Genomic DNA, 13,600 nt, shown 5'->3' on the forward strand with positions numbered 1-13,600 from the left:
AAGGTGAAAAATGAGCGGGATATTTAATCTTCAACAGTTAATAAATGGTATTCAACTTGGAAGTGTCTATGCATTGATTGCTATTGGTTACACTCTTGTCTACGGTATTATCAAGTTGGTTAACTTTGCGCATGGCGATTACTATATGCTTGGTGCATATGCCGCATATTTTGCAATTAATTTTTTAATTGCTGAGCGTCTTGGACAAACATCTTTAATAGTAATTGCCCTTCTTGTAAGTATGACAATAGGAGCCTTAGCCGCATTTCTTGCAAATAGAATTGCATATAGAAAATTAAGATATAAACCAAGGCTTTCAGCACTTATCACAGCCATAGGTGTTTCGATGTTTATAGAGTATTTTACTTCAGCAATTCCTGCAATTGGACCTTCATATAGACCGTTTCCTCAATTTATTTCCATTAAAGATTTTAATATAGGAACAGTGCATTTTACGAATTATCAGATAATTAATGTTTCGATTGCAATTGTTTTGATGTTGATATTAACTTACATCATATTTTATACAAGGCTTGGTATGGCGATGAGGGCTTCTTCACAAGATAAAGATGCATTAAGGTTAATGGGAATTGATCTTGAAAAAATAATAGATCTTACCTTTATTATTGGTGGTGCTCTTGCAGGTGCTGCTGGTCTTCTTTCTGGACTTACTTATCCAAGGATTCTTCCATATATGGGCATTGTCCCTGGATTAAAGGCTTTTATTGCTGCAGTTTTAGGTGGTATAGGAAACATTGTCGGTGCTATGATTGGGGCGTTTATACTTGGTATTGCTGAGGTTTTAGGTTATGCGATTAACTCAATTATTGGGGAAGGGATTGCTTATGCAATCTTAATTGTTGTTCTCATATTCCTTCCTCAAGGACTATTTGGAAAGAAGACAGGAGAAAAGGTGTAATATGAAACTGCTAACTAAGAATAGATTACTTTTTATTTATAGTCTTATTATTTTTGTAGTAATTCAGGTTCTTTATTCTCTGGGTGTATTAAATAACTACTATATGCAAATAATAGATATTGCCCTTATTAATATTATTCTTGCAACAAGCCTAAACATCATTAATGGTTTTACGGGACAATTTTCTTTGGGGCATGGTGGATTTATGGCCGTTGGTGCATACACGGCAGGTGTTCTTACAACCTTGATATTTAAGGTATCACAGATGCAAACGCTTCCTAAGTTTGCATTATTCTTTGTTGCAATTATTCTTGGAGGCATCCTTGCTGCTGTTATTGGAATACTTCTTGGAATTCCAAGTTTGAGGCTTAGAGGCGATTATCTTGCTATTGTCACCCTTGCCTTTCAAGAAATTGTAAGAGTTAGTATAAACGCTATTGACTACGTGGGGGGACCAAGAGGTCTTTTGGGAATTCCGAGACTTTCAACATTTCCTGTGATCTTCTTTACTGCTTTAATATCAATTTTTGTTTTGAAAAATGTTGTCTATTCAACAATAGGAAGAGCAATGAAGTCAATTAGAGAGGATGAAGTTGCATCTGAACTTGTTGGTGTTAATACAACAAAATACAAGGTAATGGCGTTTTCAATTGGTGCGTTTTTTGCAGGTGTTGCAGGTGCGTTGCTTGTACATGTTTTACAACTTGCACACCCAACTATGTTTGGTTTTACAAGTCCTAGTATTGCAGGACCATTGAGCATTCTCGTTATGGTTTATATTGGAGGTGCAGGAAGTCTAAGTGGATCAATTATTGCGGCAGTTGTTCTTACTGTGCTTTCTGAATTGTTGAGACTTGGAATAGATGCATTGAATGGGCTTCATATTTTACCATTCACAGTCGGACCTGAATGGAGAATGGTCTTGTATGCCGTACTTCTTATTGTTGTAATGCTTTATAGAACTGAGGGTATTATGGGACAAAAAGAATTTGGAGTACTTGTACCAGAAGAGGAGGAAAAAAATGCAACGGGTGGTTCTTAAACTTGATTCTATAACTCACTATTTTGGTGGTCTTCGTGCTGTGCATAACTTTAATTTGGAGCTTCCTGAGGGTGCACTGTGGGGGTTAATTGGACCAAACGGAGCGGGTAAGACAACAATTTTTAACCTAATCACTGGTGTTTATATTCCTACAGAGGGAAAAATATATTTTTATGATAGAGATATTACCAAATACAAACCACACGAAATTGTAAGCATTGGTATAGCAAGAACATTCCAAAATTTAAGAATTTTTGGAAATCTTACAGTTCTTGATAATATCCGTATTGCAGGACACTATAGGTTAAGATATGGACTTGTAGATTCAATAATTCGTACACCTTCATATTACAGAGAGGAAAAGTCAATAACAGAGGAAAGCCTTGAACTTCTTGAACTCTTCAAGCTTAAGGATAAGGCATATTTGCAAGCAAAAGCACTTCCCTATGGTGAATTGAGAAGACTTGAGATTGCAAGAGCCCTTGCAACTCATCCTAAACTTCTTCTCCTTGATGAACCTGCTGCAGGAATGAACCCAAAAGAAGTTTCTGAACTTATGGAAATGATTCTATGGATTAGAAACAAATTTAAGGTTACTATATATCTTATTGAACACCACATGCAGGTTGTAATGGGTATTTGTGAGAGGATAAAAGTGATGGATTTTGGTGAAACAATTGCTGAAGGAACACCCACAGAGATTCAAAACAATCCTCGTGTAATTGAAGCATATCTTGGGAGGAGAGCAAATGTTAAAGGTTAATAATCTTGAAGTTTACTATGGTGCAATAAAGGCTCTTAAAGGTATTAGTTTTGAGGTTATGTCTGGGACAATTGTAACTCTAATTGGTGCAAATGGAGCAGGTAAAACCACAACCTTAAGAACGATCTCAGGACTTGTAAAGCCAAGATCTGGTACAATATTCTTTAAAGATATTGATATAACAAAAATGGAACCTCACGCAATTGTTCAACTTGGCATAGTGCATGTCCCTGAAGGACGAAGAGTCTTCCCTGATTTGACTGTAAGAGAAAATCTTGAACTCGCTGCATGGACTTTGAAGGATAAAAACAGATTTAAAGAAAAACTTGAAGATGTTTTTGAACTTTTCCCAAGGCTTAAAGAAAGAGAAAAACAACTTGCGGGAACTCTTTCAGGTGGGGAACAACAGATGTTAGCCTTTGGGCGTGCGCTTATGGTAGATGCAGATCTTGTTATGATGGATGAACCTTCAATGGGGCTTGCACCAGTTCTTGTTGAGGAAATTTTTAACACGATTGTAAAAATTAATAAAGAAGGTAAAACAATACTTCTTGTTGAGCAAAATGCAGAAATGGCACTCGAAATAGCTCACTATGCATATGTTCTCGAGGTTGGTAATATCACTTTTGAAGGTCCTGCAAAAGAGGTAAAAGAAGATCCAAAAGTAAAGGCTGCATATCTTGGCGCATAATAGTTTTTAAATTGAGATTATGGGCACAGATTTAGTGCCCATTTATTATTTTAAAATGCTTTCAACAATTTCTTTTATCTTTGCGCCGTCTACAATTCCTTTAAACTTTTCCATTGCAAATTTCATTACCTTTCCAAAATCCTTTTTGTCCTTTGCGCCAGTTTCATGAATGATTTTTTCAATTTCTGCTTTAATTTCCTCTTCGCTTGGAAGCTTTGGCAAATAACTCTTAAGGATTTCGAGTTCCTTTTCTTCTTTGGATAGTAAATCTTGTCTTCCAGCCTGTTTATACATTTCGATTGCTTCTTCTCTTTTCTTGATCTCCTTTCTTATAATCTCAATAAGATCGGACTCTTCTAATTCATTCTTTACGTTCTTTAATTCAATTTCCTTGTATTTGATTTGAGATCTTAACATATTTAATACACTTGCTTTGATTTCATCCTTTTCTTTCATTGATTGAATGTAATCCTTCTGAATTTTTTCTAATAATTCCATTTTTACCTCCTTACAATCTATTATATTTTATGAAATTCTATGCTATAATATACTCAGATATGGAAAGTTTTTTGTTTTCTATTTCTATATTTAGAAATATCATTTGTCTATTATACGCTCTTTCAATATTTATTATCGTTATAATAGGAAGCAAATACTTTACTATAGGGACTCTTAAAGGGTCCCTATATTTATTTTAAGGAGGGTTGAATGAAAGTTTTTGTTGTTAATCCTGGCTCAACTTCAACAAAGATTGCAGTATTTGAGAATGAGAATTCACTTTTTGAAAAGACAATAAGACACTCTTCAGAGGAACTTAAAGACTTTAAGAGCATCATTGATCAGTATGATTTTAGGGTTAATGTTATTGAAAAGGAATTAAAAGAAAACGGGTTTGATTTAAGAGATTTTGACGCATTTGTGGGGCGGGGCGGGCTTTTGCATCCAATTGAATCAGGGACATACAGAGTAAATGATGACATGCTTAAAGATCTTATGGAGTGTAGGTATGGTGAACATGCTTCAAACCTTGGTGCAATAATTGCCTATAACCTTGCGCAAAAAGTTCATAAGCCTGCATATATTGTTGACCCTGTTGTAGTTGATGAAATGGAGCCTCTTGCTCGATATTCTGGTCTTAAAGGGATAGAAAGAAAATCAATATGGCATGCCCTCAATCAAAAAGCAGTTGCAAGGAGAGCCGCAAAAGATCTTGGAAAGCGATATGAAGATGTGAATCTCGTTGTTGTTCATCTTGGAGGTGGAATTTCTGTTGCAGCGCACAAAAAAGGAAGGACTGTTGATGTAAATAATGCTCTTAATGGCGATGGTCCCTTTGCGCCTGAGAGGGCAGGTGGGCTTCCTACAATTAGTCTTGTTGATTTGTGTATGAGTGGGAAATATAGCTATGAGGAAATGAAAAAAATGCTTGCAGGAAATGGTGGTCTTGTTTCTCATCTTGGAACAAATAATGCCTTAGAAGTGGAAGAACGTATAGAAAAAGGCGATAGTTATGCGAAACTCGTATATGAAGCAATGGCATATCAAGTTGCTAAAACTGTTGGAGAGATGGCAACAGTACTTTACGGTGAAGTCGATGCGATTGTTTTAACTGGTGGGATTGCAAGGTCTCAAATGCTTACAGATTGGATAAAGGAAAGAGTTAGTTTTATAGCCCCAGTTTTGATTTATCCTGGTGAAGATGAGATGCGCGCACTTTTAGAAGGTGCATTGCGCGTTTTGAGAGGAGAGGAAAAAGAAAAAATCTATGAGAGAATTTGATGTAAGAAAACTTTTAAAAAAAAGGACACAAATAATCACAGGGCGCATTGGCTCTGGTAAAACCGAAATTGCAATAAACCTTGCAATAAGATTAAAAAATTTAGAAATTCCTGTTAAACTTTTTGATTTAGACATTGTAAAACCTTATGTTAGAATAAGAGATGTGGAAAGTAAATTAAAGGAATACAATCTTGATCTTGTTTTGCCTCCGCCTCTAACAAGAGCTCTTGATGTACCTGTTTTCCCAAGAGATATTGTATCGCAACTTATGGATAAGGGTTCTTATCATGTAATTGATGTTGGTGGAGATGCATATGGCGCAGGAAGCATTGCCCAATTTAGAAACTTCTTTGAAGATTCTTACAATATGCTTTTTGTGGTGAATACGAAAAGACCTTATACTGAAACAAAAGAGCAAATTCTTAAAGAATTAGAAACCATTCAAAATGCATCAAAGTTAAAGGTAACACATCTTATTTTAAATACAAATTTACGGTGGGAGACTACAAGAGAGATTATAAAAGAAGGATATGAGGTTCTTAAAAAAGTTTCTGAAGAGTTGTCGATTCCTATAATTTTTGCAGTTATTGATGAATCAAAAACAGATTTGGTTGATTCTCTTGATTTGGATGTATTTCCGATAAAGTTATTTATAAGTCCAATTCCAATATAAGGAGGTAAATTTAATGGAACCAAAGGTAATTATTGACGAAGAGAGGTGTAAAAGTTGCGGACTCTGTGTAAGTGTTTGTCCAAAACAGGTTTTAAGGATTTCTAACAAAATCAATCTTAAAGGTTATCACCCCGTTGAGCTTTTTGACAACGAGGGATGCATTTCTTGTGGCTTCTGTTATATTATCTGTCCCGACAAGGCAATTGTTGAAGTAAGAAGACCTGAAAAGGTCCAGGTTTAGTGGAGGTTATTATGGGAGAAAGGCTTTTAATGAAAGGTGCAGAGGCAATTGCCGAAGCAGCGATAAGAGCAGGCGCTCAGATTTTCTTTGGTTATCCAATTACTCCTCAAAATGAAACCCCTGAATATTTCTCAAGAAGGATGCCCGAATTGGGTAGAAAGTATGTTCAAGCTGAAAGTGAAGTTGCTTCTATCAATATGGTTTATGGTGCAGCTTCAACTGGCACAAGAGTTATTACTTCATCTTCAAGCCCTGGTATAAGTTTGATGCAGGAAGGTTTTAGCTATATTGGAAATTCCAATGTACCATGCGTGGTTGTCAATGTTATGCGTGGTGGTCCTGGCCTTGGAAATATTGCTCCAGCGCAAGCTGATTACTTCCAGGCAACAAAAGGTGGTGGACATGGCGATTACCATTCCATAGTGCTTGCCCCTCATACAGTACAAGAGCAGTGTGATCTTATGTATGATGCCTTTGAACTTGCAGAAAAATACAGAATTATGGTTGTTGTCCTTTCAGATGGATTATTGGGTCAGATGATGGAACCGGTTGAATTTAGAGATTGGGTTGATGTAAGTAAGTTTAAAACACCGGATTGGGCAATTGTAGGGAAGGGCGATAGACAAAGAAATCTCATATCTTCTTTTGATCTTGAACCTGAAGGTCTTGAAAAGATGAACCTTGCACTACAAGAGAAGTATAAAAAGATTGCCGAAAATGAGACAAGATATGAGCTCTTTATGATGGATGATGCAGAATATGCCCTTACTGGGTTTGGAACTGTTGCAAGAATAATGAAAACAACAGTCAAAATGTTGCGTGAGAAAGGTATAAAAGCTGGTTTAATAAGACCAATTACTGTTTGGCCTTTCCCATATAAAGTTTATGAAGAATTTGCAGATAAAGTAAAATTCTTCTTTGATGTTGAAATGAACGAGGGACAGATGCTTGAGGATGTAAAACTTGGAGTAAATGGCAAGAAACCTGTCCAATTTTATGGTAGATTTGGCGGAGTTGTGCCTACGGCAGAGGAAATTTACAAAGCATTTAGATTGCATTTAGGAGGTTGCTAATGAAGGTTATCTATAAAGCACCAGAGACATTCACGAAAAAGCCAACAACTTATTGTCCTGGTTGTACGCATGGGATTGCACACCGTATAATTGCAGAGTTGTTAGAAGAGATGGACTTGGTTAAAAAGGCAGTCATAATTTGGCCTGTAGGGTGCGCTGTCTTTGGATATGATTTTATTGACACTGATGCAGCAGTTGCCGCTCATGGAAGGGCTTGTGCAATGGCAACAGGTGTAAAAAGAGCCCATCCTGAAAGCTTTGTAATTACATATCAAGGAGATGGTGACCTTGCTTCAATTGGAATGGCAGAAACAGTCCATGCTGCAGCAAGAGGAGAATTAATCACGACAATTTTTATTAATAATGGAAACTTTGGTATGACCGGAGGTCAAATGGCTCCAACTACACTTATAGGACAGGTTACAACAACATCACCATATGGAAGAAAACCTGAAGTTTCAGGATTTCCAATTCATGTAGCGGAAATGCTTGCAACTCTTGATGGCCCTGCTTACATTGCAAGGGCATCTTTAGATTCTCCACAGCACATAAACCAGGCAAAGAATTTTATAAGGAAGGCTTTTAAAGCACAGTTGCTTGGGTTAGGTTATTCGCTTGTGGAACTTGTTTCAACATGTCCCACAAACTGGAAGATGACACCTGTTGAATCTCTTGAGAGAGTGAGAAGAGAGGTTCTTCCTGTATTTCCTATAGGTGAATTTAGAGTTGTAAAGGGGGTAGAATAACATGGAAAAAGGAGTAGTTATAGCAGGTTTTGGTGGTCAGGGTGTAATGCTTGCAGGTGAGATTCTTGCCGAGGCAGGAAAAGATGAGGGGAAATTTGTTACATTTCTTCCCTCCTACGGACCAGAGCAGCGGGGCGGTACTGCAAACTGTCATGTAATTGTATCTGATGAGGAAATTGCCTCTCCTGTAATTGATAGACCAGAAGCTGCAATTATTCTTAACCTACCATCTTTGGATAAATACGAGCCTTTGATGAAAGAAGATGGAATTATGATTCTCAATAAAACTCTTATCCCAAGAGAGGTAAAGAGGTCTGATGTAAGAGTACTCCAAATTGATGCGCACGATGTTGCACGTAAGCTTGGCTCAGAAAGGGTTGTCAATATGATACTTTTGGGCGCTTATGTTGAAATTGAAAGACCCGTTTCTATTGATTCCATTAAAGAAGCTCTTAAAAAGTATCTTACTGGAAGAAAGGCAGAACTTCTTGAGGTCAATATAAAGGCTGTTGAGGAGGGAAGTAAGATTGCAAAGGAATTTTTAGGGGGTTAAAATGAAGACAATAAAACCGGAAGAACTAAATCCAGAACCGGTAGAATTTAATGGGGCTTATATCCCTGGCGTGACAATTCGGTGGCTTATTAAAAAAGATGATGGGGCAGAGCGTTTTGCAATGCGATATTTTGAGTTAGAGCCTGGGGCAGTTATTCCTGAGCACCATCATGAATGGGAACATGAAATATTTATTCTTGATGGGAAATTGGTCATTACGGAAGGTAGCGAGGAAAAAATCGTTGAAAGTGGAACAGCAGTATTTATAAAACCCAATTTACCGCACTCTTACAAAAATATTGGAGATACTAAAACAAAAATGCTTTGCCTAATTCCTTACTTAAAAATCTAATATGGATTTTGTGGGGAAGTCCATATTGGTTGTGGGTGGCTCTTCTGGTATAGGAAGGGCCACTTCCTTAATTCTAAATAGTCTTGGTGCAAAGGTCCTTGCAACCGGAAGGACAAAGGAGCACATTGATGAAACCTTGCAATCAGGCCCTCGTATAACTTTTGGTAAGTTTAATCTCCCCAAGGATTCCGATAAAGTTGTGAATTGGGTTAAAGAGAATTCAGATATTCTACATGGTGTTGTTTTTTCACAGGGAGTTATTTTTACCGAGCCCTTCGAAACTTTTAGAACTCATGAACTTGAAGAGATGTTTAAGGTAAATGTTGAATCCTCCTTTATAATTTTAAGGGATTTGATTCCATTGTTTAAAGAAGGTGGAAGTGTTGTTTTTATATCCTCAGTTGATGCATTTTTTGGAGAAAGCATCCCTTCTTCTGGATATGCCTTAACTAAATCTGCTATAATAGGTTTAACACATGCTCTTGCATATGAGCTTGGAAAGTATAACATTAGAGTTAATAGTATAATGCCGGGGCTTATAAGGACAAATATGACAGAGGATTTTTTTAAAAACGAATTTGATAATGAAAGAAATGAATTTATAAAACAGATTCCTCTTAGGCGCGCAGGGACTCCTGAGGAGGTTGCAAAACTCATAGTATTTTTGCTCTCTGACGATGCCTCATATATTACAGGTGATAGTATTTTTATTGACGGAGGGTATCATACGGCGTGAGATTCTTTCATCTTGCAGATCTCCATATAGGGTTTCCTTTAAAAAATGGTGAAAATAATTTTAATTTTCAAAATACGCTTGACTTCATTGTTGAAAAGGCAAAAGAATATAAAGTTGATTTGGTTATAATTGCAGGTGATGTGTTCCACAAAAGAGATCCCGAAGTAAAAGATGAGAAACTCTTTGCAAGGTTTGTAAGCTCACTTGCGGGCTTGGGCATTGAAATTTTGATAGTAACAGGTAATCATGAAGGAGCACCATTTAGAGATCGATCAATACACCTTGATCTATATAATGAGCTTCCTCTTGAATTCATTCATATAAGTAAGATGCCCAAAGTTTTTAACATCAAAGGTTTTAATTTTTTGACACTTCCATATCCCTTTAAAACAAACATTCTTGCAAAAGAGGAGTTTAGAGATTTAAGTGAAGATGAAGTATTGGCAAAGTTAAACGTGAAGTTGCTTAAAATTATTGACGAACTTTTAGGAAATATTAATGACAGAAATAATATCCTTGTTGCACATATTCCTGTAGCGGAGGGAACTGTTGGATTTGAACAATACATAAATTTCTCTAAAGACCTTCCTCTTTCGATTGATGAACTTGACAGGGAAAACATAATTTATTTTGCTTTAGGACACCTACACAAGAACCAGATTTTAAAAAGCAGAAAATGGGAACATACGTTTGCTTATCCTGGTTCTTTAGATAGGCTTGATTTTGGTGAAGAAAACGATCGGAAGGGATTCTTTTTGGTAGAAGTTTCTGATTCTTTAAAGGACATTGAATTTATAGAGAATCCATTTTCTCGCAAGTTTTATACAGTTGAAATAATAGACGATAACTCATTTGAAAGTGTTGATTTTGAAAGGGCAAAGGAATCAATTGTGCGTGTAGTTGTAAAAGGGAATCTTGAAGATGAGGGAAGATTAAAGATACTCATCAATAAACTCAAGGAGATTTCGTATGTATTTACGCAGGTATTCGATGAGAGGTCCGAAAATACAACAGTTTTGCCCTCAATTTATGAGTTAAAAGACCCAATAAAAGTGATTGAAGAGTATCTTGACAAAACTTCAGATCCACGATACAAAAAAGTGAGAGACCAGATTCTTGAAGAAGCACGTAATATTATGGAGCGTATAGATGAATAAAAGAAAAGGTCTTGCAAGTTTAGGCGTTGTTGCCTTGATTGCCGTTATGATTCTTGATACGCTTGTGTTATTATCGATTCCTCCAAACCCATCTGATAGCATTCTTCGTGCAAAATTTATTGAAGTTGCAAAGAAATATAATATTCCATCTGTGATATTAATGGGAATAGCCTATACAGAATCTGGATGGAAACAGTTTGACGCAAGTGGTAATCCCATAATTCACACTAATACCGACGGCTCAATTGACATTGGCATTATGCAAATAAACTCAAAGGGTAGATCTGACATTGACAGGTTAAAGACGGATGTTTTCTACAATATCGAAGTTGGTGCAAAGATTCTTGACGGAAAATGGAAAATTACTCCTGCAATTGGTGATTCTGATAGAAATATCCTCGAAAATTGGTATTACGCAATCTGGGCTTATAACGGATTTTCATATATAAACCATCCTGCAAATCCAAATGGGAGATATTATCAGGATAAAGTTATTGATAACATTGCAAGGCTCATAATAGGAGACGATGGTCAACCTCTTTGGACACCAGTTAGCATTACAAAGCCAGATCCATCTAAAATTACAAATCCACCGACATACATTGATACGCCCACCCCATACCACTTTGGAGATCTCTATGAGAATCCGACTGACAATGCTCGTGTTGTTCAAGCAAATACTGACCTTATAATGCCTACAAATTCAGATGTGCATCTTCAATTCATCATCCAAAATGTTGGCACATCTACGTGGAGTCCAACGATATTTAATAATCCATATTCTGTAAAACTTACCCTTGTAGGAGGGAATACAAAGATTGAAAAATCTATTCCTATCTCAAATAGAGTTCAACCAGGAGAAACTTACCTTTGTGATTTTGTGGTGTCTGTGGGCACTCCCAATAATTATGAAATAACAGTCGAATTCTTTAACGGCAAGAATCCATTTGGGCAAAAAGTTAAATCAAGTATTACTTTTGCAAACTTTTCAGTTTTAGACCAAAATAATTCTAACCAAACTGTCTCAAACTACACGATAAATCTTAATTACAAAACTGATCTAAATGTGAATTTTATACCCTATCTATTTGTAAAATATGTAAGTAATACGCAAATCTTATCAACTGATTTAGTTCAAGGCATCAATACAAACGGACAAATTTCGTTCTCAATTCTACCTAACTTTAAAGTCCCTTCAAGTGTAACTCTTGAGACATATCTTGCGTTTTCTACTTCAAGTAATTTGACTAATACATTCTCATATTTCTATAAGGGGAGTTATACAATTTCTTTTAACCCTACCGATGGAATAATCTTAGATTCTTATCCAGCTGCCTTAATAACTGTAGATGGGAACTCTACAAACTTAACTACACGTGCATTTGTGCCACTTACATTGGGAAATCATACCATTTCGCTTACAAAAGATGGTTATAATACATATACCTTAAACTATAACTATTCAAGTTTTGATTATGTTTTTGTAAATCTTGCCCAAAGCACAAATAATAAACCACAGGCAAGCCTAACTAATGTTGATTTTCAAATGCTTAATCAAAATGAATCAAAATTTGTAAATGTCCTTATAAGCGCACCTGATACGAATACCATAATGTTTTTAATGTCAACTTCAAAGATGTTTTCATTTTATCCTGCATCGATAAAAGGAAAAGGCGTTATAACAGTTATCGCTGATGCAAGATGGGGAAACGTGGGTACAAATACTGGAAGCATTACATTCTCTTACAATGGCGTGAAAAATGCAATTAATTTGACAGCATCAGTTCAGGTTATTGGTGCAAGTCTTAAAGCAAACCCAGCAAGTCTTACAGTGAGAGTGCCTGATTTAATTTCTTTTGATGTTATTTTAAATACAGATACGCCACTAAAAAATATATCTTTCAAAGTTGATTATCCACAGAATAACCTTGAATTTGTAAGTTTTAATTCCTCTTATCTTGTAAAATCTAACGACTCACTTACCTTTACAGGTGATGTATCGAATGTTCAAAGTGGCTCTTCAATTTTAACGCTTACTTTTAAGGCAATCTCTGAAAGTGCGGATAAAGTCCTTATAAACTTTGCAAATCTCACTGCGACAAACGAAACAAAGGTCAATGTATATGCAACGCCTTTTGAACTTAAAATTTTACCACCTTTTGTAAAACCTTCAAAGGTTACAGGTATCACACTGATAAATAATGTATCAAAGGTTGAATTTTCGTTTAGTGAAAGTATAGCTGGGTCGTATAGAATAAAAGATTACGAAATCTACCGAAGCAAAACAAATGATCTATTAACTGCAATGTATGTTGGGGAAACGACTAATACACGTTTTACAGACTTAGGGCCATTTGAACAAAATAATACTTACTACTATTGGGTTATAGCAGTTGACGAAAAGGGAAATTCATCAGATCCATCGGATACATTTATTGTTAAACCAATTGTTTTTTCGGATACAAAAGTAAATGCAGTGAAACTTGAGTTTTATATTGGTTCTCCTTATTATTACATAAACGGCATTCAAATGAAGATGGATACCTCGCCTATTATTCTTGGAGGAAGAACATTTGTCCCTGTAAGATTTATTGCAGAGCCGCTCTACGCTCAGGTTATTTGGAGGGGAGAGACAAAAACTGTCATTGTTGCACTTAAAGATAAAATAATTGAACTATATATAGGGAATCCACTTGCCTCAATTAACGGTGTTCAAACAGCAATTGATAAGGATAACCCTCAGGTTGCGCCGTTCATAAAGGATGGAAGAACGATGCTTCCATTAAGATTTATTGCAGAAAATTTTGGCGCAGAAGTGCTTTGGGATAGTGTTAATAAAAAGGTTACAATTCTTTACAATTCAGCAACACATTGA

Annotated in this window: 15 protein-coding genes; 14 read left to right on the plus strand and 1 reads right to left on the minus strand. The window is 36.1% G+C overall.

Annotated elements, in window-relative coordinates; genetic code table 11:
- Positions 1-10: 10 nt before the first annotated feature.
- From ACMV0E_RS04630 to ACMV0E_RS04645, 4 genes are read left to right on the plus strand one after another with little or no spacing between them, the layout of a single operon-like run.
- Complete coding sequence (locus ACMV0E_RS04630; RefSeq protein ID WP_416085204.1) at positions 11-919, plus strand: branched-chain amino acid ABC transporter permease; 909 nt, start codon at positions 11-13, stop codon at positions 917-919.
- Between the two features lies 1 nt (position 920).
- Positions 921-1,961, plus strand: a complete 1,041-nt coding sequence (locus ACMV0E_RS04635; protein ID WP_416085205.1) for a branched-chain amino acid ABC transporter permease — start codon at positions 921-923, stop codon at positions 1,959-1,961.
- Positions 1,942-2,724, plus strand: a complete 783-nt coding sequence (locus ACMV0E_RS04640; protein ID WP_416085206.1) for an ABC transporter ATP-binding protein — start codon at positions 1,942-1,944, stop codon at positions 2,722-2,724. Before ACMV0E_RS04635 ends, ACMV0E_RS04640 begins: the two co-directional genes overlap by 20 nt.
- Entirely contained in the window at positions 2,711-3,415 is a 705-nt protein-coding gene (locus ACMV0E_RS04645) for an ABC transporter ATP-binding protein (protein WP_416085207.1), read from the plus strand. The genes ACMV0E_RS04640 and ACMV0E_RS04645 overlap by 14 nt, the downstream gene beginning before the upstream one ends.
- Before the next feature lie 45 nt (positions 3,416-3,460).
- Here the strand turns inward: ACMV0E_RS04645 and ACMV0E_RS04650 are convergent, their stop codons facing one another.
- Positions 3,461-3,913: a GatB/YqeY domain-containing protein gene (locus tag ACMV0E_RS04650; protein ID WP_416085208.1), complete on the minus strand. Its 453-nt coding sequence runs from the start codon at positions 3,911-3,913 to the stop codon at positions 3,461-3,463.
- Between the two features lie 210 nt (positions 3,914-4,123).
- On the opposite strand from ACMV0E_RS04650, the gene buk reads away from it, so the two are divergent.
- The 10 genes from buk to ACMV0E_RS04700 are packed head-to-tail and all read left to right on the plus strand — an operon-like array spanning position 4,124 to position 13,600.
- Positions 4,124-5,194, plus strand: coding sequence for a butyrate kinase (gene buk, locus ACMV0E_RS04655; protein ID WP_416085209.1), 1,071 nt, complete (start codon positions 4,124-4,126; stop codon positions 5,192-5,194).
- On the plus strand, positions 5,181-5,867 hold the full coding sequence (locus tag ACMV0E_RS04660; protein WP_416085210.1) for a nucleotide-binding protein: 687 nt from the start codon (positions 5,181-5,183) through the stop codon (positions 5,865-5,867). The genes buk and ACMV0E_RS04660 overlap by 14 nt, the downstream gene beginning before the upstream one ends.
- 13 nt (positions 5,868-5,880) lie before the next feature.
- A complete protein-coding gene (locus ACMV0E_RS04665) occupies positions 5,881-6,108 on the plus strand; it encodes an ATP-binding protein (protein WP_416085211.1) in 228 nt (75 codons plus the stop codon).
- Positions 6,109-6,119: 11 nt separating this feature from the next.
- Positions 6,120-7,181: a 3-methyl-2-oxobutanoate dehydrogenase subunit VorB gene (locus ACMV0E_RS04670; RefSeq protein WP_416085212.1), complete on the plus strand. Its 1,062-nt coding sequence runs from the start codon at positions 6,120-6,122 to the stop codon at positions 7,179-7,181.
- Positions 7,181-7,927: a thiamine pyrophosphate-dependent enzyme gene (locus ACMV0E_RS04675; protein WP_416085213.1), complete on the plus strand. Its 747-nt coding sequence runs from the start codon at positions 7,181-7,183 to the stop codon at positions 7,925-7,927. The genes ACMV0E_RS04670 and ACMV0E_RS04675 overlap by 1 nt, the downstream gene beginning before the upstream one ends.
- Before the next feature lies 1 nt (position 7,928).
- The gene (locus ACMV0E_RS04680) at positions 7,929-8,480 is read left to right on the plus strand and encodes a 2-oxoacid:ferredoxin oxidoreductase subunit gamma family protein (protein ID WP_416085214.1); all 552 of its coding nucleotides are present in this window, start codon (positions 7,929-7,931) and stop codon (positions 8,478-8,480) included.
- Between the two features lies 1 nt (position 8,481).
- Entirely contained in the window at positions 8,482-8,832 is a 351-nt protein-coding gene (locus tag ACMV0E_RS04685; protein WP_416085215.1) for a cupin domain-containing protein, read from the plus strand.
- 1 nt (position 8,833) lies between these two features.
- On the plus strand, positions 8,834-9,568 hold the full coding sequence (locus ACMV0E_RS04690) for an SDR family NAD(P)-dependent oxidoreductase (RefSeq protein ID WP_416085216.1): 735 nt from the start codon (positions 8,834-8,836) through the stop codon (positions 9,566-9,568).
- Positions 9,565-10,725 (plus strand): metallophosphoesterase family protein, encoded by a 1,161-nt coding sequence (locus ACMV0E_RS04695; RefSeq protein WP_416085217.1) that lies wholly within the window; start codon positions 9,565-9,567, stop codon positions 10,723-10,725. Before ACMV0E_RS04690 ends, ACMV0E_RS04695 begins: the two co-directional genes overlap by 4 nt.
- The gene (locus tag ACMV0E_RS04700) at positions 10,718-13,600 is read left to right on the plus strand and encodes a stalk domain-containing protein (RefSeq protein ID WP_416085218.1); all 2,883 of its coding nucleotides are present in this window, start codon (positions 10,718-10,720) and stop codon (positions 13,598-13,600) included. Before ACMV0E_RS04695 ends, ACMV0E_RS04700 begins: the two co-directional genes overlap by 8 nt.

Source organism: Caldisericum insulae, from assembly GCF_047785965.1.
GTDB lineage: Bacteria > Caldisericota > Caldisericia > Caldisericales > Caldisericaceae > Caldisericum > Caldisericum exile_A.

Bases quoted from the DNA above. Each gene is read 5' to 3' on its own strand.
- ACMV0E_RS04700 (WP_416085218.1), top strand. From the start codon at position 10,718: ATGAATAAAAGAAAAGGTCTTGCAAGTTTAGGCGTTGTTGCCTTGATT.
- ACMV0E_RS04675 (WP_416085213.1), top strand. From the start codon at position 7,181: ATGAAGGTTATCTATAAAGCACCAGAGACATTCACGAAAAAGCCAACA.
- ACMV0E_RS04670 (WP_416085212.1), top strand. From the start codon at position 6,120: ATGGGAGAAAGGCTTTTAATGAAAGGTGCAGAGGCAATTGCCGAAGCA.
- ACMV0E_RS04665 (WP_416085211.1), top strand. From the start codon at position 5,881: ATGGAACCAAAGGTAATTATTGACGAAGAGAGGTGTAAAAGTTGCGGA.
- ACMV0E_RS04690 (WP_416085216.1), top strand. From the start codon at position 8,834: ATGGATTTTGTGGGGAAGTCCATATTGGTTGTGGGTGGCTCTTCTGGT.
- ACMV0E_RS04640 (WP_416085206.1), top strand. From the start codon at position 1,942: ATGCAACGGGTGGTTCTTAAACTTGATTCTATAACTCACTATTTTGGT.
- ACMV0E_RS04630 (WP_416085204.1), top strand. From the start codon at position 11: ATGAGCGGGATATTTAATCTTCAACAGTTAATAAATGGTATTCAACTT.
- ACMV0E_RS04685 (WP_416085215.1), top strand. From the start codon at position 8,482: ATGAAGACAATAAAACCGGAAGAACTAAATCCAGAACCGGTAGAATTT.
- ACMV0E_RS04650 (WP_416085208.1), bottom strand. From the start codon at position 3,913: ATGGAATTATTAGAAAAAATTCAGAAGGATTACATTCAATCAATGAAA.
- ACMV0E_RS04645 (WP_416085207.1), top strand. From the start codon at position 2,711: ATGTTAAAGGTTAATAATCTTGAAGTTTACTATGGTGCAATAAAGGCT.
- ACMV0E_RS04660 (WP_416085210.1), top strand. From the start codon at position 5,181: ATGAGAGAATTTGATGTAAGAAAACTTTTAAAAAAAAGGACACAAATA.
- ACMV0E_RS04635 (WP_416085205.1), top strand. From the start codon at position 921: ATGAAACTGCTAACTAAGAATAGATTACTTTTTATTTATAGTCTTATT.
- buk (WP_416085209.1), top strand. From the start codon at position 4,124: ATGAAAGTTTTTGTTGTTAATCCTGGCTCAACTTCAACAAAGATTGCA.
- ACMV0E_RS04680 (WP_416085214.1), top strand. From the start codon at position 7,929: ATGGAAAAAGGAGTAGTTATAGCAGGTTTTGGTGGTCAGGGTGTAATG.